Origin of the sequence: Amycolatopsis sp. NPDC005961 (assembly GCF_040629235.1) — a bacterium.
Lineage (GTDB): Bacteria > Actinomycetota > Actinomycetes > Mycobacteriales > Pseudonocardiaceae > Amycolatopsis > Amycolatopsis camponoti.
Genome location: NZ_JBEXVF010000050.1, coordinates 36,232 through 55,216 on the forward strand (window position 1 = coordinate 36,232; position 18,985 = coordinate 55,216).

Annotated in this window: 15 protein-coding genes; 8 read left to right on the top strand and 7 right to left on the bottom strand. The window is 72.1% G+C overall.

The window, feature by feature from the left end:
* Nucleotides 1–143: 143 nt before the first annotated feature.
* A complete protein-coding gene (locus tag ABZ342_RS34155) occupies nt 144–3,392 on the bottom strand; it encodes a BTAD domain-containing putative transcriptional regulator (RefSeq protein WP_360481941.1) in 3,249 nt (1,082 codons plus the stop codon).
* A 180-nt stretch (nt 3,393–3,572) separates the two neighbouring features.
* On the opposite strand from ABZ342_RS34155, the gene ABZ342_RS34160 reads away from it, so the two are divergent.
* The 4 genes from ABZ342_RS34160 (at nt 3,573) to ABZ342_RS34175 (ending at nt 6,121) form a co-directional block, all read left to right on the top strand.
* Nucleotides 3,573–3,830, top strand: a complete 258-nt coding sequence (locus ABZ342_RS34160) for a WXG100 family type VII secretion target (protein WP_155540976.1) — start codon at nt 3,573–3,575, stop codon at nt 3,828–3,830.
* Nucleotides 3,827–4,081, top strand: coding sequence for a hypothetical protein (locus ABZ342_RS34165; protein WP_155540977.1), 255 nt, complete (start codon nt 3,827–3,829; stop codon nt 4,079–4,081). The genes ABZ342_RS34160 and ABZ342_RS34165 overlap by 4 nt, the downstream gene beginning before the upstream one ends.
* A gap of 63 nt (nt 4,082–4,144) precedes the next feature.
* Nucleotides 4,145–4,747, top strand: coding sequence for a response regulator transcription factor (locus ABZ342_RS34170; RefSeq protein WP_155540978.1), 603 nt, complete (start codon nt 4,145–4,147; stop codon nt 4,745–4,747).
* Between the two features lie 48 nt (nt 4,748–4,795).
* Nucleotides 4,796–6,121 carry an amidase family protein gene (locus tag ABZ342_RS34175; protein ID WP_360481946.1) on the top strand — a complete coding sequence of 442 codons (1,326 nt, stop codon included), beginning with the start codon at nt 4,796–4,798 and terminating at the stop codon, nt 6,119–6,121.
* Nucleotides 6,122–6,283: 162 nt separating this feature from the next.
* On the opposite strand, the gene ABZ342_RS34180 is transcribed toward ABZ342_RS34175, so the two are convergent.
* The 4 genes from ABZ342_RS34180 to ABZ342_RS34195 all read right to left on the bottom strand — a co-directional run bounded on the left by ABZ342_RS34180 (nt 6,284) and on the right by ABZ342_RS34195 (nt 12,125).
* Complete coding sequence (locus tag ABZ342_RS34180) at nt 6,284–7,444, bottom strand: cell division protein DivIVA (protein ID WP_360481949.1); 1,161 nt, start codon at nt 7,442–7,444, stop codon at nt 6,284–6,286.
* Between the two features lie 116 nt (nt 7,445–7,560).
* Nucleotides 7,561–9,555 (bottom strand): SDR family oxidoreductase, encoded by a 1,995-nt coding sequence (locus ABZ342_RS34185; protein ID WP_360481952.1) that lies wholly within the window; start codon nt 9,553–9,555, stop codon nt 7,561–7,563.
* A 101-nt stretch (nt 9,556–9,656) separates the two neighbouring features.
* Nucleotides 9,657–10,325 (bottom strand): class F sortase, encoded by a 669-nt coding sequence (locus ABZ342_RS34190; protein WP_360482002.1) that lies wholly within the window; start codon nt 10,323–10,325, stop codon nt 9,657–9,659.
* A 348-nt stretch (nt 10,326–10,673) separates the two neighbouring features.
* The gene (locus tag ABZ342_RS34195; RefSeq protein WP_360481955.1) at nt 10,674–12,125 is read right to left on the bottom strand and encodes a hypothetical protein; all 1,452 of its coding nucleotides are present in this window, start codon (nt 12,123–12,125) and stop codon (nt 10,674–10,676) included.
* Nucleotides 12,126–12,446: 321 nt separating this feature from the next.
* Between ABZ342_RS34195 and ABZ342_RS34200 the strand changes: the two genes are divergently transcribed.
* Nucleotides 12,447–13,280 (top strand): Bax inhibitor-1/YccA family protein, encoded by an 834-nt coding sequence (locus ABZ342_RS34200; RefSeq protein ID WP_155540983.1) that lies wholly within the window; start codon nt 12,447–12,449, stop codon nt 13,278–13,280.
* A 166-nt stretch (nt 13,281–13,446) separates the two neighbouring features.
* Entirely contained in the window at nt 13,447–14,166 is a 720-nt protein-coding gene (locus tag ABZ342_RS34205; protein WP_360481958.1) for a hypothetical protein, read from the top strand.
* 88 nt (nt 14,167–14,254) lie between these two features.
* On the opposite strand, the gene ABZ342_RS34210 is transcribed toward ABZ342_RS34205, so the two are convergent.
* Nucleotides 14,255–14,575 carry a hypothetical protein gene (locus ABZ342_RS34210; RefSeq protein ID WP_155540985.1) on the bottom strand — a complete coding sequence of 107 codons (321 nt, stop codon included), beginning with the start codon at nt 14,573–14,575 and terminating at the stop codon, nt 14,255–14,257.
* 271 nt (nt 14,576–14,846) lie between these two features.
* Between ABZ342_RS34210 and ABZ342_RS34215 the strand changes: the two genes are divergently transcribed.
* A complete protein-coding gene (locus tag ABZ342_RS34215; RefSeq protein ID WP_360481961.1) occupies nt 14,847–16,379 on the top strand; it encodes a DHA2 family efflux MFS transporter permease subunit in 1,533 nt (510 codons plus the stop codon).
* Between the two features lie 55 nt (nt 16,380–16,434).
* Here the strand turns inward: ABZ342_RS34215 and ABZ342_RS34220 are convergent, their stop codons facing one another.
* Nucleotides 16,435–17,655 (bottom strand): acetyl-CoA C-acetyltransferase, encoded by a 1,221-nt coding sequence (locus tag ABZ342_RS34220; protein ID WP_360481964.1) that lies wholly within the window; start codon nt 17,653–17,655, stop codon nt 16,435–16,437.
* 204 nt (nt 17,656–17,859) lie between these two features.
* Between ABZ342_RS34220 and ABZ342_RS34225 the strand changes: the two genes are divergently transcribed.
* Nucleotides 17,860–18,804, top strand: a complete 945-nt coding sequence (locus ABZ342_RS34225) for a pentapeptide repeat-containing protein (RefSeq protein ID WP_360481967.1) — start codon at nt 17,860–17,862, stop codon at nt 18,802–18,804.
* Nucleotides 18,805–18,985 lie beyond the last annotated feature (181 nt).

Here is an 18,985-nt window from a genome sequence, read left to right on the forward strand (position 1 = left end):
CCCGGCGGACATCTTCGCTGCCGACTACTCCGGCGAGCTTACTGACGTGGCAAGCCCGGACCGGGTTGCCCGGTCCCGGGTGGGTCACGACTTCGGTAGGGGCCTGCGCCGCGCGCCCGGACGAGAGCCGGTCCGGGCCGGCGTCACTCCCCGGCGACCGCCCTGGACCGCACCGCGCCCGCCCGCCGGATCCCGAACGGCTGCATCCGCGTCTCCGCGCGCCGCAGGTCCCAGGTCGCGCCCATCCCCGTGTACGCCGTCAAGGCCACGCGGAACGCCGTCCGCGCGTCATCGAGCCGGCCCGTCTCCGCCAGCAGGATCGCCGCGTCCTCGGTCGCCTTGGCCCGTTTCAGCAACCGGCCCGCCACCCGGTAGTGCGAGACCGCCGTCAGCACCGGTTCCGGATCCCCGGTGACCAGCCCGCGGCAGTGCGCGGCCGCGGCCGCGTGCGCCGGCGGGACCTCGCCCTCCGGGGTCAGCAGGCGCACCGCCTGCCGGGCGAGGTCGGTCTCGCCGAGCCACAGGCTGAGTCGCACCAGGTCGGGCAGCCACTGGTGGCGGGCCGCGGGCGGGTAGTGCTCCTCCAGCAGCGGCAGCAACGCGGCCAGCGCCGCCTCGGGCCGGCCGTCCTGCTCGGCCAGCAGGGCGCGGGCCGCGAGCAGGAAGTCGCCGCCGTCGGGCTCGAGGCCCGGGGGCCACTGCTGCCGGCCCGCCGCGTCGAGGTGCGTGCCGGCCAGGACCCGCTCGCCGCGGTGCCCGGCGATCAGCGCGCCGACGCCGTGCACCAGCAACGCCGAACCGGGGCTGCGCAAGACGTACGACGCCGTTTCCGCGCCGTCGCGGATCACCGCGTCCAGCTCGGCCAGCGCCTTCGGCCACCGGCCCAGCCAGTAGTAGTGCACCGCGCCGGCCAGGTGCATCTCACCCGGTACCGCCCGCGTCGCGGCGATCCGCCGGGCGGCTTCCAAGGGCTCGGTGGCCTCGTCGAGGCTGTCGAGGGTCGGCACGGACAGCGCGGCGTCGTCCAGCGGGTGCAGCCCGGCCGGGGCCAGGGCCGTCTCCTCGCCGAGCCGCTCGAGCGTGGCCAGCAACGACTCGTGGCGCCCACGCCACATCTCCGGGACCTCGGCGTCGTCGAGCGTCCGCTTCAGCTCGGCCGTCGCCTCGGCGAAGTCACCGCGGCGGTAGTAGACGTAGGCCAGGATCCAGCGCATCTCGGCGGCGCGCCTGCTGTCGGACGTCCGCGCGACGACCGACCGCGCCTCCGCCTCGGGCTCGCGGCCGAGCCAGAACAGCAGCCGCGCGAGCGTCGCCGTCAGCGTCTCCCGCGCGTCCGGCGGCAGCGTGCCCTGCGTGACGGCGTGGCGCAGCAGGTCGACGGCGACGCGGGGGGTCTCGGTGGCGACCGCGCCGATGTTGTCCAGCAGCCACGTCGTCACCCACGGGTCGACCTGCGGGGGCGCGGCGGCGAGCTGCTCGGCGACGCGGTCGGCGGGGGCGCGCGCGGCGGCGAACGCCTCGGCCAGCTGCCGGTGCAGCGCCACCCGCATCGCCGCGGGAGTCTTTTCGTAGAGCACCCGGCGCAGCAGCGAATGCCGGAACGTCAGCCGGTCGCCCGATTCGACGAGCACGCCGGACGCGATGGCCTCGTCCACCGCGCCGACCAGCGCCGTCGGCGGCCGCTCGGTCGCGATCGCGATGTCCGACAGGGAGAACTCGCGGCCCAGCAGCGCGGCCCAGCGCAGCGTGTCGCGGGTGCCGCTGGAGAGGAAGCTCAGGTACAGCGTGATCCGCGACGCCAGCGGCGCCGGGATGGTCCGGAACGAGTTGCCGTCCAGGTGCGCGTGGACGCCGTCGAGCACGATCATCGACTGCGCCAGCAGCGTTTCGACGATTTCCCTGACGTAGCGCGGGTTTCCGGAGCCGTAGGACACCAGCGCCCGCAGCCCGGGCCCGGGTGGCGCGCCCGCCAGCTCGGCGGCCAGCTCGAGCGTCTCCGCCTCGGCCAGCGGCGGCAGCGCGAGCACGGATGTGACATCGTTGTCGAGTTCGGCTCGCAGCTCGTCGAGCGCGGCCGGTCGTGGCACCGGCCGGCACGCGCCGACCAGCAGCAGCGGCAGCTCCCGCGCCTCCCGGCTCAGGTACCGCCAGACGCGCAACGTGGTGTCGTCGGCCCACTGCAGGTCGTCGACCGCGAGCACCAGCGGCGCCTCCGCGCACAGCTCGCGGACCAGCCCCAGCAGGCTGTCGACCGGGTCCTCGCCGGTCCGCTCGGCGAGCCGGGCGGCCAGGTTCGCGCGGCGCTCGTCGGTGGCCCGCGGGTGCACGCCCAGCGCGTCGAGCAGCGGCCGCAGGGCGAACCGCTGGTCCAGCGCGTCCGCGGCGGCGAAGGCGGGCCGGAAGTCCTGGGTCATGGCGAGCAGCTCGGCCAGCAGCGCCGTCCGGCCGCTGCCCGGTTCGCCTTCGAGCCACAGCGAATGCCCGGTGCCCGCACCGAGCTCGTCGACGGCTTCGCGCAGCCGGGCCAGCTCGGCTTCCCGGCCGACGAAGACGTCGGCGCGGTCCGGCATCGACGTGACGGGCGAGCGCGGCACGCGCACGGTCGGCGGCGGTTTCGGCGCCGGCTTGTCCCGCAGCTCGTCGTGCAGCCGGCGCAGCGCGGGGCCCGGCTCGGTGCCCGAGGACTCGACGAGCCTGTCCCGGACGTCGGCGTAGACGGCGATCGCCTCGGTCCGCCGGTCGGAGCGGGCCAGCGCGCGCATCAACAGGCCGCGCAGCGTCTCGCGGAAGGGGTGCTCGCGGGTCAGCGCGGTCAGCTCGGCGATGAGTTCGGCGTGCCCGCCCGACTCCAGCACGATCTCGGCGCGGCGCTCGATCGTCGCCAGCCGCACCTCGGCCAGCCGGGCGCGCTGGGCGGCGGCGAACGGCCCGGGCAGGCCCGACAGCGGGACGCCGTGCCAGAGGTCGAGGGCTTCGTCGAGGACTTCGCGCGCACCGCGCGGGTCGCCGGCCGACTGCTTGCGCTGGGCCAGTTCGCGCAGGGACTCGAACCGGTGGACGTCGATCGCGCCGGCGTCCAGGCGCAGCGAGTAGCCGGACCCGATCGACGCGAGCAGCTGCGGGCCCTCGCCCTTGGCGCGGCCGGGTTCGAGCGCGCGGCGCAGGCCGGAGACGTAGGTGTAGATGGAGCCCTGGGCGCTCTGCGGCGGCGCCTCGCCCCAGACGGCGTCGATCAGCTCCTCGCGCGAAACCGTGCGGTTCGGGTTCATCGCCAGTACGGCGAGAACCGTCCGACGGTGCGCGGAGCCGAGGTCGAGCTCCGTTTCGCCCTGCCACGCCTTGACCGGGCCGAGCATTTGGAGTCTCGGTGCGGAGCCGTCCGCAGCCGACATCGGTCTCCCTTCGTGCGCTGACGAACCGTCACGCGCCGGATGCCTGACGTGAGCATACGCGGCCACCGTGAACCGCCAGGCAAGGATGGCGGACATTCGGGCAACGGCGGACGAGCGGGGTTCCGCATGGCCGCGGCGTGCGCGACCCTCGGTCCGCCGAGACCTCGAGGAGGCCCCGAAATGGCCGCAGCCGAGCCGACGGAGGACATGAAGCGCGCCGCCGTCCGCATCGCGTACGCCATCGAAGCGGCGGGTGCGCACCTGCGTGATGTCAACAGCGAGATGGCGACGGCCCAGGCGTCGTGGCGCGGCGAGGCGTCGGTGCGGTTCGGCCAGGCGATGAGTGACTGGGAGCAGGAGTTCGACGTGATCCACTCGCGGCTGGTCCGGCTGTTCGAGCTGACGGGCGGCGGCGTGCCGAGGCAGCGGCGGTCATGACCCGCCGCGAGCTCGAGTTCGGCTTCGCCGACCTGGTGCTGGACCGGATGGGGGCGATCACCGGCGAGCTGGGCGACCTGCTCGCCGAGCTGGAGTCCACTGTGGAGCCGGAGCTGGCCGGCTGGACCGCCGAGGCGCGCGAGGAGTACCTGCGCGCGAAGCGCGACTGGGGCCGGGCGGCCGAGCGGATGCCGGGATGCCTGGAGCGGGCGCGGGAGGCGGTCGGGGAGCTGGCCCGCGGCGGCCGGTGACGTCTTCACGCGCGTGAAGACGGAATAGGGAAGGCGTGAAGACCGGCCGTCCACACTGCTGCCATGAAGCCCGTCGAAGTGACCGTCCTCGCCTCGGACCCGATCACGCACGCCGGCGCGGTGACCCTGCTGGAGAGCCATCCGGACGTCCGGATCACCGATCTGGTGCCCGACGTGCTGCTGGTGATGGAGGAGCACGTCACCGAGGCGGTGCTGGGCGAGATCCGGGCGGCGAAGGCGTCGCACGTCGTGCTGGTGGTCGAGCACTTCCGCGAGAGCGACCTGATGTCGGTGCTGGAGAGCGGCGTGGTGGCGATCCTGCCGCGCCGTGAGACGGGTGGCGCCGAGCTGGTGACGGCGGTGCTCGCCGCGGGCGACGGCACGGCGAACCTGCCGCCGCGGCTGCAGGGAGCGCTCCTTTCGCAGGTCCAGCGGATGCGCAAGGACGTCCTGGAGCCGAACGGGCTCACGCTCTCGGGGCTCGCCGCGCGCGAGTGCGACGTGCTGCGGCTGGTCGCCGAGGGCTTCGGGACCGAGGAGATCGCCGCGAAGCTGTGCTACTCGGAGCGGACCGTGAAGAACGTCCTCTACGGCCTGATGACGCGCTGCGGCCTCAACAACCGCGCCCACGCCGTCGCCTACGCGCTGCGAGCGGGCGCGATCTGAGACGTTTTCTTTGCCACTGTCACCTTTTCGTGGGCTAGGGTCGCGATCATGGTGTCGACCGCAGCAGAGATCGCGGCTTCCGTCCGCGCCGGGGAGCTCGACCCGGTCCAGGTGACGAAGGAAGCCCTCGACCGGATCGCCGCGGCGGACGGCGTCGTCGGCGCGTTCCGCCGGGTGCGCGCGGAGGAGGCGCTCGCGGAGGCCGCCGCGGTGGCCGCGCGGCCCGATCTCGCTTCGTTGCCGCTGGCCGGGGTGCCGGTCGCGGTCAAGGACGTCACGGAGATCGCGGGCGAGTACGCGTCGCACGGTTCGCTGGCCGGGCCGTCTTCGCCCGCCGAGGAAGACGGCGTGATCGCGGCGCGGCTGCGGGCGGCCGGCGCGGTGCTGGTCGGGCTGACGCGGGTGCCGGAACTGTGCGTCTGGCCGATGAGCGACACCCCGGACGGCATCGCCCGCAACCCCTGGGACCCGACGTACGCCTCGGGCGGCTCGTCGGGCGGCAGCGCGGCGGCGGTCGCGGCCGGGCTGGTCCCGCTGGCGCACGGCACCGACGGCATGGGCTCGGTCCGGCTGCCGGCGGCGATGTGCGGGCTGGTCGGGCTGAAGCCGGGCGCGGGCGTGCTGTCGGAGGGCGGCTGGTTCGGCATGTCGGTGCACGGCCCGCTGGCCACGACGGTCGCCGACGCGGCGCTGCTGGTCTCGGTGCTGGCGTCGGATCCTTCGCTGGCCGTGGTATCGCCGCCGCCGGCTTCGCGGATCGGGATGTCGACGACGGTGCCGCTGCTGCGCACGCCGGTGCCCCGCGAGCTGGTGGCGGCGGTTTCGCGGGCGGCCGAGCTGCTGACGTCGGCCGGTCACGCGGTTTCCCCGGCGGCACCGCGCTACCCGGCGATGATGGTCCTGGGCATGACGGCCCGCTGGTGCGCGGGCCCGGCCGAGCAGGCTCGCGACTTCGACTTCGGGCGGTTCCAGCGGCGCACGCGTACCCACGTGCGGGTGGGCCGGCTGATCGAGCGAGCCGGCCTGATCCGCTCGCGCACGCGTGACCGGTGGATCGCGCGGGCCACGGAGTACTTCGAGTCCCACGACGTCCTGATGACGCCGACGTTGTCGCACTGGCCGGTGAAGGCGGGCCGCTGGCACGAGAAGCGCTGGCTGACGAACGTCCTGCCGTCGACGCGCCTGGCCGGGTTCACGGGCCAGTGGAACCTGGCGGGCTACCCGGCGATCACGGTCCCGGTGGGCCGCTCGGTCAGGTCGGGGCTGCCGACGTCGGTCCAGCTGGTGGCGAAACCGGGCGGCGAGTCATTGCTGCTGGGCTTGGCGGCCCAGCTGGAGGCCGCGAACCCCTGGCCCAGGACGGCCCGCGGCTGACGTTGTCCACAACGACCGCACCCTGGGGACAACTCGGCTCCCGGACCCCGCGGACCGCCGGAACGGTCAGCGCCCGCCGGTAGCGTGGAAAACGGGGGCTGCTCAGCCCCGGAACGCGACGAAGGCCGCCCCGAAACCTCAGGGCGGCCTTCGTGCCGAACCTCAGGAACCCGGCTTGCTCGCCGTCGGTGACAGCGGCTTCACGCCGTTCCCGTTGCCGTTCGCCGGCTTGGTCGCCGGGCCGTGCTGCCTCGGGGCGCTGGCCGGCTTCGCGGCCTGAGCGGGCTTCGGCGCAGCGGCCTTCACCGCCGGCTTCGCCGCGGCCGGGATCGACGGCTGGACCACCGGCACCACCGGGGCCGACGGCGTGGTCGCGGACTCGGGGGAGTCGCCGCCCACCAGCTTGGACGCCTGGGGGATCACCGCTTCCTCCGGCAGTGTCGCCAGCTGGGTCTCGCTGCGGTTGAGGATGTCCTCCGCCGCCGCCAGACTCTTGCGGGCCTGCTCGCGGATCTCCGCCAGCCGCTCGACCTTGCGGTTCGCCGCCGTCGTGCGCTGGGCCGCCTGGGTCGTCGCCTCGTCGAGCCGGCGGCGGGCCTCCGCCGTGGCCTCGTCGAGCCGCCGCTTGGCCTCCGCCGTCGCCTCCGCGAGCCGGCGCTCGGCCTGGTTCTTGCTCGCCGTGCGCTGGTCGGCGACGTGCTTCTCCAGCGCCGCCTTCTGGGCCGCGAGGGACGCCTCGAACTCGCGCTCGAGCTTCCGCCGCTTCCGCTCGGCTTCGTTGTCCAGCAGCTCGCGCCGCTGGGCCGCCTCGACGGTCAGCCGCTGCACCTCCGCGCGCGTCTCGGCGAGCGCGTTCTCGTGCTCCGAGTGCAGCAGGTCGGCCTGCTTGTCCAGCTCCGCGACGAGCTTCGTGTACCGCTCACGCAGCTTCGTCGACGCCTCGGTCGAGCCCGCCCACGTCTTCTCCGCGGCGGCCTCGGCGCGCTTGATGATCTCGTCCGCGCGGGCCTGCGCGAGCGTGACCGTCCGCTGCATCCGCTCGTCGAGGTCCTCGAGCCGCTCCGGCGGCTTCTTCAGCTCCTCGACGCGCGCTTCCAGCGAAGCCATCTGCGCGCGGATCGACTCGGCTTCGCGGGTCGCGGCGGCGGCCTGCGCCACGGCGGCGTCGCGGTCGCTGAGCACCCGGCGCAGCTGGGCCTCGACGTGGTCGAGGTACTGGCGGACCTCGTTGCGGTCGAAGCCGTGCCAGGCCTGCGTGTATTCACGACGAAGGGGGAGGAGGCCGTTGAGGGCGGTTGCGGCGGGGTCGCGCTCAGGAACCATGCGCCCGACCGTACCCGGGCACCGTCCGCTTACGCCGGTCGGCTTAACAAATCACCAACACGTGTCGCGGGCCGGGCGGCGCGTCGCCGGAATGGCCGTACCCGGAAAACGCTGCGTCACCAATGGAAGCCGCGCGAAAGCCGGGCGAGAGCCATCGCCGCGCGCGAGAGGTGTTTCTCGCCACGCCCGATCTTGAGCCCGCCCGAACCGCCCGCCGCGGTCGAATCCGGGAAAATCCGGAAACCCTGGTACGCGACGGCGTCGGTGAGGCCCGGCGTGAGCGTGTACGCCAGCCCGATCGCCTGCCCGGCCGGCGTCCCGATGTGCTTGGGCCGGTCGACGAGCGCCTTCATCACCATGTCCGCGGCCTGCTCCGGCGACTTCGTCGGGAACGCGTCGTAGATCTTCGTCGGGCGGATCATCGGCGTGCGCACGAGCGGCATGTGGATGGTGGTGAACGTGATCCCGTCGCCGTGCGTCTCGGTCGCCGCGATCCGCGAGAAGTAGTCCAGCGCCGCCTTCGACGCCGCGTACGCCGAGAAGCGCGGCGCGATGCCCTGGACGCCGATCGACGACACGTTCACGATGTGCCCGAACTTCCGCTCCGACATGTGCGGCAGCACCGCGAGGATCAGCCGGACCGCGCCGAAGTAGTTGATCGCCATCGCGCGCTCGTAGTCGTGCATCCGGTCGTACGACAGCCGGATCGACCGGCGGATCGACCGGCCGGCGTTGTTGACCAGCATGTCGATCCGGCCGTGCTCGGCCAGCATCGCGTCGACGGCCTTGTGCACCGAGTCCTCGTCGGTGAGGTCGGCCGGGTACACCGACGCCGTGCCGCCGGCGGCGACGATCTCGTCGCGGACCTCCTCCAGCTCGTGCTGGCGGCGCGCGACGAGCAGCGGGACGCCACCCGCGGCGGCCACCTTCAACGCCGTCGCCCGGCCGATGCCCGAGGACGCGCCGGTGATGATCACGCGGCGGCCGTCCAGCTCGCCGCGCGGCCCGTGCTTGCGCGCGCGGAACGGGTCGAGGTGCTCGCGCCAGTAGCGCCACAGCGTCGGCGCGTATTCCTCCAGCCGGGGGACCTCGACGTTGCCGGCGAGCGCCTTGCGCGTTTCGGCCGAGGAGAACACCGACGGGAACGCCATGGTCTCCAGCAGCACCGGCGGGATGCCGAACCGCTCCATCACGGCGTCGCGGGCGATGGTGACGCCGGGGATGTGCTCGGTCAGCTTGACCAGCCCGACGATCCGCTTCGAGAGCCCCTCGCCGAGCTGCACGGTGATCGTCGGCGCGCCCGCGGCCTTCGCGAAGGCGTTGTAGACGGAGACGACCGGCTGCGGCTCGGGGTTGACCAGGTGGAAGGCGTGGCCGTCCAGCCCGGGCTTGACGACCAGCTCCAGCAGCGCCTTGGCGACGTAGTCGACCGGCACGATGTTGGTGTCGCCGAGGTCCGGGCCGACGAGCGGCAGGACGTCCGGCAGCCCGGCGAGCCGGTTGATCGCGGGGAAGAGGTAGTACGGGCCGTCGATCTTGTCCATCTCGCCGGTCTCGGAGTGCCCGACGACGACCGCGGGCCGGTACACCCGCCACGGCACCTGGTCCTGCTCGCGGACGATCTTCTCGGCCTCGAACTTGGTCCGGTGGTACGGCGTGACCAGCCGCTGCCCGGCGTCGAACATCTCCTCGGTGAAGACGCCTTCGTGGTCGCCCGCGACGGCCACCGAAGACACGTGGTGCAGGCAGCCGGCGCGCAGGTCCGCGGCGAGGCCGACGACCTCGCGCGTGCCGTCCACGTTGGCCTTGATGCTTTCTTCGTCGTCGGCGGTGAGGTCGTAGAGCGCGGCCAGGTGCACGACGTGGTCGACGCTGCCGCGCAGCGCGTCGCGGTCCGTTTCGGACACGCCGAGCAGCGGCTCGCCGAGATCGCCGGTGACCAGCGTGACGCGGTCGGAGTGCGGCCACTGGTCGACCAGCGCGGCCAGCTTCGCCTTCGACGACGCGCGCACGAGCAGCGCGACGCGGTCCTCGTCGGGACGGGAGAGCAGCAGCCGGGTGAACTGGCGCCCGATCAGTCCGGTCGCCCCGGTCACCAAGAACGTCGCCATCGTCTCCACACCTCTCACCGCCGTCGCCTGACCCTGGGCATTCTGCTGCATGGCGACGTCACTGACCACCGTGCCGAAACGTGATGTTACCCACGAGTAACTTATGCGGGGTCCGCGATGACGACGCGGTTCTCCTCGTAGCCGTCCGAACCGCCCACCCAGCGGCCGCCGCACGTCACCAGCACCACGCGGTGCGGGCCGGACTGGCCGAACAGGTCGTCGGCCCGCGCGGGCAGGTCGTCCTTGTGCACGGTGACCAGCTGGGAGACGCGGTACCGCCAGGTCTTGCCCGCACTGTCCACAATGGTCACCACGCCGCCGATCCCCGCGTTCCAGAGCTCGGCGAACGGCCCGGTGGCGCCCCGCCAGTTCACGTGCCCGGCGAAGACGCTCGCCCCGCCGGCGGCGTCGAGCCCGGCGCCCCACCAGGTCGCCTGGCCGAGGTCGTCCGGGATGGGCAGCTCACCGCCGGGGCCGAGGTCCTTGCGCACGAGCGCGGCGGTGCCCCCGGCGGGCAGCCGGACGGTGCCGGGCTTTTGCGGAGGCGGAGCCGGCGGCGGTTTCGCCGTCTCGGCGGCCGGCGCGGCGGGCGCGGCACTCGTGGTCGCCGGCGGCGGCGCGGGTGTCGAGGGGCGGGCCGCCGGAGCGGCAGCGCCCGCGGCGGGCAGCGCGGTCCCGCCCACGACGGCGACCGGCGGCGAGGTGACGACGGTGGAGCCGAACTGGACGGCGAGCACCGTGGCCGCCCCGAGCGCGAAGCCGGCGACCATGCGGCCCCGCTTCGGCTTCGGCCGCGCCCACGGGTCAGCGCGGCCGCTCGCCGGGACCCGTCCGGGTCCGGTCCAGCCGCCGGTGCCGCCTGCGCTGTCGGCTGTCGTCGCGCGGCTGCCGTCGCCCGCTCGCGGGTTGCTTGCTTGCCAGTGGGCGCCGGGCTGGGCGCTGTCGGTTCGCCAGTCGGCGCCGGGCTGGGCGCTGTCGGCTTGCCAGTCGGCGCCGGGTTCCCTGCCGTCGGCTCGCCAGTCGGCACCGGGCTGGGCCTCCTCGGCGCGCCCCACCCCCCGATGCCACTCGTCGATGAACCAGCTCTCGCCCTGCCAGTCTTCGCTCGCCATCCCGGACTACCTGCGCGAAGCCCGCCGCGCGGCGAAGCCGGCCAGTCCGGCGCCCAGCAGCACCAGCAGGCCGAGCCCGGCCAGGCCCGGCGTGGAGTAGCTCGTCTCGACCACGCCCCGCGCCCGCACGACCGGCGCGTCGCCGGCCGGGATCGCGCGCGGCACCTCGTTCGGCTTGTTCACCACCGTCAGCGCGAGCGTCTCGCCCGGCTTCACCGTGCCGCACGCCGATGGCGGGTTCTTCGGGTCGTACGCGTTCGTGTACCCCGGCGGCGGCCCGGCCTCCACGACGCAGATCTCCTGCGGCGCGCGGAGGTTCTCGACCGTCACACCGCCGGTCGTGCCGTCGGTGGTGACGACCGCGGGCTTGCCGTCGGCGCCGGTGAGCGGCTTGCCGTCCTGGCCGAGCGCGGCCGTCGCCTTGTCCTTGCCGGTGATCCGCAGGACCGCGCCGCCGACGCCCTTGCCCGTCGTCGCGTCGGTCTTCGTCACCTTCACCTGGCCCGGCTTCGCCACGCTGACCACACCCTGCGCGGTCAGCTCCTTCTCGCCGCCGGTGGAGACGACGCGCTGCTTCGCGGTGTCGACCGGCGCCCGCACGTACGGCCGGTCGGCCGGCGCGGCCAGCGACGCGACGAGCTTCGGCCGCTCACCCGTCGGGGTCAGCTTCACCTGGACGGTGCCGTCGGCGCCGGTCTTGAGCGTGACGTCCTTCGCGGCGGCCTGCGGACTCGAGTTCCCCGCGGTGGCGGGCGGGTCCTCGCCGGCCGTCGCGGCGGTGGCCGTCAGCTTCACCGGGACGTCCGGGACGCCCTTGCCCTTCGCGTTCTTGACGGTGACCGTCCAGGCGGCGGGTTCGCCGAGGTGCTGCTCGCCTTCGGGGGTGGTCACCGACGCCGTCCACGGGCCGCGGCCGGCTTCCGCCTCGGTCCGCAGCTTTTCGACGGCGGCCTGGGCGCCCGCGGGCAGGCGCGTCAGGTGGTACGGCGCGTCGTAGCCGAGCTTCGCGGCGGGCAGCGACGGGTCGAGGTCCGCGGGCGTGCGCGGCGCCGACGTCCAGGAGTGCAGCAGGTGGGCCAGCGCCGCGGCCTCGTCCGGGTCCTTCGTGCCGCCGTAGCGCAGCAGCAGGTAGGAGATGTCCGCCGCCTGGCCGGACGGCAGCTTCGTGCCCCACTTCGTGAGCAGCTCGTCGCCCGGCTTGTACTTCTCGTCGGTGTCCGGCGCCTTCAGCTGGAAGCTCACGCAGAACACCTGCTGACCGCCGACGACGTAGGACCCCAGCCAGTTGCGGGACCCGGTGCCGTCCTGGCCGGGCTCGACCGCGTGGCCGATGCCTTCCCGGCTCGCGGCGGACGCGGCGGGGGCGCCGGCGGTGATGGAGAGCGCGCCGAGCAGGGTCGCGGCGACCAGGCCGGTGAGCGCGCGGCGGCCCGCGCGCGGGCGTGTTGACCACCTCATGGTGTGCAGGCTCCTTGTTCGGGACGCGCGGCGACGGCGAATGCGTCTCCGCAGGTCACACGATTGATCAACTCCCCGACGCGCGTTCGGTGAACAACCGGGCACGCGAAGTGAGCGTCGCGCCGAGAGGGCCGGACTGTCTACCGCCCTTCGGGTGGCGGCGGTCGAGCGGTCGTGATCTCGGTCGCATACGGTGTCTGCCGTGGCCACGGGCCTGCCGTCGAGTAAAGTCGTCTTTACTCGACGGGAACCGCACGTACCCGGCGGTCGTTGAACCCGATGCAGCGTCGATCCACGAAGCAGCAGATCCAGGAGGATCAGGTGCGTTCCAGTAGCAACCCGGCGTTCCGCAACCTGCCCCACGGCGGAACCCAGACTCAAGGGCAGTACGGGCCCCCGGTGGGCTTCAACCAGACTCAGGGCGGCGTGCCCGGGTACGGACCCGGGCAGGTCACCTCCGGCGACGACGACCGCCCGATGACCGTCGACGACGTCGTCGTCAAGACCGGCATGAGCCTCGGCGTCGCGCTGCTCGTCGGGGTCGTCACCGCGATCTGGGCCCAGAACCAGCTGGCCGAGACCGGCCGGCTCTCCGGTGCTCTCATCGGCGCGATGATCGGCGGCCTGATCGTCGGGCTCGTCATCTCGCTGGTGATCATCTTCAAGCAGAAGCCGAGCGGCCCGCTGACGCTGGCGTACTCGGCCGCCGAAGGCCTCTTCCTCGGCGCGTTGAGTGGCGTGTTCGAGGCGATCTACCCGGGCATCGCGCTGCAGGCGATCATCGGCACCGTCGGTGTCTTCATCGGCATGCTGGTGGTCTACAAGACCGGCGCGGTCAAGGTGACGCCGAAGCTCACCAAGTGGATCGTCGGGGCCGTCGTCGGCGTCGCGGTCCTGATGCTGTTCAACCTGATCAGCTCGTTCGCCTTCGGGTTCAACCCGCTGCGCGACGGCAGCCCGCTCGCCATCGCCTTCAGCATCCTGTGCATCGGCATCGCGGCGTTCAGCTTCCTGCTCGACTTCGACCAGGCCGACCGGATGATCCGCGAGGGCATGCCGTCGAAGTGGGCCTGGTACACGGCGTTCGGCCTGATGACGACGCTCGTCTGGCTGTACCTGGAGATCCTGCGGCTGCTGTCCTACCTCCGCGATTGACCTGGCTCACCGTTTCCGGCTGATTACTCAGTGAAGGCGCTCCGTAACCAACGGGGCGCCTTTTCTGTGGGTAATTCGTGCATATGGGGACCCCGGTGCGGAGTGTGCTCACCCTCCGTGTTGGATATGCCGGTCGGTTCTCAATTTCACATGTGTGAGGTTCACAGTGAGCGTTCCCCCTCCGGCCCCCGGGGGCCAGCAGCCGGTGGGTCAGCCCGATCCCTATGGGCCGCCTCCCGGCGGTCAGCCGCAGCAGCAGTACGGCCAGCCGGGCCAGTACGGCACCCCGCCCGGCACTCCGCCGCAGGGCATGCCCGGCCAGTACGGCCCGCCGCCCGGACAGCCCGGCTTCCCGCCCGCGCCGCCGGTTCCGCCGAAGAAGTCGAAGGCGCTGTGGATCCGCCTCGGCATCGTCGCGCTCATCGTGATCGTCGGTGGCATCGTGGCGGTCGTCAAGTTCACGAGCGCGCCGGAAAACGCCGCGGTGGGCGAATGCCTGAGCGTCGCCGAGTTCACCGAGATCACCAGCAAGAACATGCCGGAAAAGGTCGCGTGCAGCGATCAGTCGGCGAACGTGCTGGTCGCGGCGAAGCAGAACGGCACGGGCGCCCAGTGCCCGGGCGACGGCTACATCGAGCTCACCGTCGACCGCCCGGCGAGCACCATGTGCATGATCCCGAACGTCAAGCAGGGCGAGTGCTTCACGAACTTCCCCGACGGGCCGAAGGCCTTCAGCCGCGTGGCGTGCACCGACCCGTCGGCCTCGGCCGAGTTCGTCAAGGTCGCGGCGGTGAACGACCGGGCCCAGTGCGACGGAACCGACGCCGACGGTGTGCTCGCCTATTCGACCCCGCCCACGACTTTCTGTTTCAAGACGAAGAAGTGACCCGGGCCGGGTGACGCGTGGTCCAGGGAAATCCCGGCGTCGGGGCCGGGATTCCCCTGGATTCGCCGTCGCCGGTGTTCAGGGGGAACTAGAACGAGTAGACGTCACAGACCACCTTCGTGGACACGTCGTCCCACTCGGCCGGGGCCCAGGACACGAAGTACGTGCGGAAGTAGTGGTACGGCGCGGGAATCCCGCTCGGTACGACGTGCTTGTACTCCGAGTGGAACTCCCACTGGAGTGGCGTCTGAACCTGGTTGACCGGGTCGCACTTCGGTGGCGGGATCGCGCCCGGTGGCGGCCGGAAAGCCGCGTCGGCGCCGGCGGCGTCCGAAACGCCGGTGAGCAATGCGAGGGCGCCGGTGGTGGCGGCGATTACCGCCCCGGTGCGCCGAAGGAAAGTCTTCAAGAAACCCCTCATTTCTTGACCCTTTCTCGAATGTGCGCACAAGAATGCGCGCACCTCTCGACCTTATTTCGGCCTGGCAAGGCTGTCAACAACTCTCGTGATCTTGACTCGGGTGGTCTATCACCAACCAGCTCGGCACTCGGATCGAGCTGAAGCCCGCGTCGGCGCCGGCGGCGTCCGATGCCGGCCGACAGCATCCGCCGAGACGCGTTTTGTCGGTGGCCCCCGGTAGCCTCGCGGACGAATCCACGAAACCGGGGGAATTCTCCACATGACTACGCAAAGAACCAGCTCGGCGCCGAACGGTGACGCGCTCGACGCCGGTGTGCTCAAGGTGGCCTCCGTGGTCGTCCTCGGCGCCATCATGGCGATCCTGGACACCACGGTCGTCAACGTCGCGCTGCAGAAGCTGACGATCGAGTTCTCGACTTCGTTCGACGTCATCCAGTGGGTCGCCACGGGCTACCTGCTGGCGCTGGCGACCGTGATCCCGGTCACCGGCTGGGCGTCCGACCGCTTCGGCACCAAGCGCCTCTACATGCTCGCGATCGTGCTGTTCCTGGCCGGCTCGATGCTCGCGGGGGCGGCCTGGAACATCGAAACGCTGATCATCTTCCGCGTCCTGCAGGGCTTCGGCGGCGGCATGCTGATGCCGTGCGGCATGACGATCCTGACCCGCGCGGCCGGCCCGCAGCGGATCGGGCGCGTGATGGCGGTGCTGGGCGTGCCGATGCTGCTCGGCCCGATCGGCGGCCCGATCCTCGGCGGCTGGCTGGTCGACGCGGTCAGCTGGCGCTGGATCTTCTTCATCAACGTGCCGATCGGCATCGTCACGCTGCTGCTGTCGTGGCGGCTGCTGCCGAAGGACGAACCGGAAGCCGCCGGGCGCTTCGACTTCATCGGCATGCTGATGGTTTCGCCGGGGCTGGCGGCGCTGATCTTCGGCGTCTCGAAGATCCCGTCCGCGGGCGGCTTCGGCGCGGTCGAGGTGTGGCTGCCGGTGCTGGCCGGGGTGGTGCTGCTGGTCGCGTTCGTCGTGCGCGCGCTCCGCGTGCCGAACCCGCTGGTGGACCTGCGGCTGTTCAAGAACCGGTCGTTCACGATCGCGATGGTGACGATGTCGCTGTTCTTCGTCGCGTTCCTCGGCGGGATGATGCTGCTGCCGACGTACTTCCTGCTGGTGCGCGGCGAAACGACGTTGCACGCCGGGCTGCTGCTCGCGCCGCAGGGCTTCGGCGCGATGATCATGATGCCGATCACCGGCCGCCTGGCCGACAAGGTGGGCGCGCGCCGGATCGTGCTGCCGGGCATGGTGCTGCTCGTCGGCTCGATGGCGATGCTGACCCAGGTCACGGCGACCACGCCGTACTGGATCCTGCTGTCGGCGCTGTTCGTGATGGGCCTCGGCATGGGCTGCACGATGATGCCGATCACGACGTCGGCCCTGCAGACGCTCCAGCCGAAGGACATGGCCCGGGCCTCGACGGCGACGAACATCGTCCAGCAGACGGCGGGCGCGATCGGTTCGGCGGTGATGGCGACGATCCTGGCGGCCCTGCTGGCGGGCAAGTTCGGCGTCCCGACGGCCCAGGGCCAGCTGGCGGCGACGGCGGCGATCTTCAACCCGGAGACGCACACGGCGGCGACCGGCCTGGCGGCGGACGCGTTCTCGACGACGTTCGTGTGGTCGCTGGTCCTGGTGGTGCTGTGCGTGATCCCGGCGCTGTTCCTGCCGAAGTCCCGCCCGGCCGTGCCGTCGTCCTCGGAAGGGGACGAGGTCACCCCGCCGGTGATGGTCCAATAGCGCCGAAGGCCACCTCGAGTCGCCTCGAGGTGGCCTTCGCGCAGGGCTCAGCAGGTCAGGAGAGGCGTTCGATGATCAGCGCCATGCCCTGGCCGCCGCCCACGCACATCGTCTCCAGGCCGAACTGCTTGTCGTGGTGCTGCAGCGAGTTGATCAGCGTCGACGTGATGCGCGCGCCCGTCATGCCGAACGGGTGGCCCACCGCGATCGCGCCGCCGTTGACGTTCAGGCGGTCGAGGTCGATGCCCAGGTCGCGGTACGACGGGATCACCTGCGCCGCGAACGCCTCGTTGATCTCCACCAGGTCGATGTCGCCGATCGACAGCCCCGCGCGGGACAGCGCCTGCTTGGACGCCTCCACCGGGCCGTAGCCCATGATCTCCGGCGAAAGGCCCGTCACGCCGGTCGACACGATCCGCGCCAGCGGCGTCAGGCCCAGCTCGCGCGCCTTCGTGTCGGACATGATGACCAGCGCCGCCGCGCCGTCGTTGAGCGCGCAGCAGTTGCCCGCCGTCACGCGGCCGTCCGGGCGGAACACCGGCTTGAGGCCGGAGACGCCTTCGAGGGTGACGCCCGCGCGCGGGCCGTCGTCCTTCGAGACGACCGTGCCGTCCGCGAGCGTGACCGGGGTGATGTCCTTGGCCCAGAAGCCGTCGGCGATGGCCTTCTCGGCCAGGTTCTGCGAGCGGACGCCGAACTCGTCCATCTCCTCGCGCGTGACGCCCTTCTGCCGCGCCAGGTTCTCCGCGGTCTGGCCCATCGCGATGTAGACGTCCGGGACGTCCCCCGAGGTGCGCGGGTCGGTCCAGCTGTCGGTGCCGGACTCGGCGGTCGCCGCGGTCCGCTTCTCGGCGTCGGCGAACAGCGGGTTGTGCGTGTCCGGCCACGAGTCCGAGCTGCCCTTGGCGAACCGCGACACGGTCTCGACGCCGGCCGAGATGAAGACGTCGCCCTCGCCGGCCTTGATCGCGTGGAACGCCATCCGGGTGGTCTGCAAGCTGGACGAGCAGTAGCGCGTGATGGTGCAGCCGGGCAGGTGGTCGTAGCCGAGCTCGACGGCGACGGCGCGGCCCATGTTGAACCCGGACTCGCCGCCCGGCAGGCCGCAGCCCAGCATCAGGTCGTCGATGTCGGTGGGGTCGAGCTGCGGCACCTTGGCCAGTGCCGCCTGGATCATCTGCACGGTCAGGTCGTCGGGCCGCATGCTGACCAGCGAGCCCTTCCCGGCGCGGCCGATCGGCGAGCGAGCGGTGGAGACGATGACGGCTTCAGGCATGACGTGACACATCCTCGTATCGCGAGCTAAGCGTGCTAAGCGGTTGCTCACCATACTGCCGCGCCGGGCGCCGCCGGAAAAGCCGAACGCGGTGTGAGCTTCTCCGCCGGCCGGGGGTGACTCGCACGGCCGGACTGCGCGGTTCAGGCGAAAACGCCCGTTCATCACGTCGGCTGACGTCCGCCGCTGGCAAGATCGCCGGCCATGGGGACCGAAGCGCGGGTGCTGCGGACGAGGACGATCCTGCTGTGGGGCGCCGGGCTGCTGGTGGTCACCGCGCTCGCCGCCACCCTGTTGCTGACCCTCCTCGGCGGCGGTCGCCCGGAGGACTCCGCCCGGCTGGACGCCCTCAGGACCGCCGCCAACATCGTCGTCGGCACCGGGGGCGCCGCCGCGTTGCTGCTCGCCGCGCGCCGGCAACGCTCGGCCGAGCTGGACCTCGTGCAGAAAGACCACGACGCCACCGAACGGCGGATCACCGAGATCTACGGCAAGGCCGCCGACCAGCTCGGCAGCGACAAGGCGCCGGTCCGCCTCGCCGGCCTCTACTCCCTCGAACGGCTCGCCGCGGGGTATGCCGAAAACCGGCAGACGATCGTCAACGTCCTCTGCGCCTACCTGCGGATGCCGTTCGCGGCCGGCGATCAAGACCTCGAGGAGCTGCAGGTCCGCAAGACCGCGCAGCGCATCCTCCTGCTGCACCTGCGGCCCGGCCCGCCCGAGGCGCCGAGCGGTGCCTTCTGGCCCGACGTCGACCTCGACTTCTCGGGCGCCGAGCTGGTCGGGCTGAACCTCACGCACTGCGTGATCCGGTCGATCGTCTGCTACGAGACCACGTTCTCCGAACTGACGTCCTTCCGCGGCACCGAATTCCGCACCAAAGCGGATTTCAACAAGGCCAGGTTCACGGACCGCGTCGATTTCCGCGGAACCGTTTTCGGCGGCGAACGCGATTCCTTCAACGGCGCCGTTTTCGCAGGTCCGGCCGATTTCGGCAAGAAGTCCGCCGCGCGGCTCGCGGGTGCGCGGGCTCAACGGGGGTTTCCCCGGACCTGGCCCCAGGATTGGGAAGAACGGCCGCTCGCGGACCAGCCCGACCAGGCGGAATTGACACGAAAGGGTGATCCCGGGCAACCGCCCGCCCGATAGCATCGTGTCCTCAGTGAAGTCGCCGTTCCACGACACGGGAGGTGAACTGGCGATGATGACCGAATGGGCCGCCCGCGGGGCGTCCCCAGTGCTGCGGACGGGCTGCCGCGTGCCGATCGGCGCCGGGCGGACCCTCCGGGACGGCATGACGGCTCAGCGTGCGGCGGCCCTCGGGCCGAAT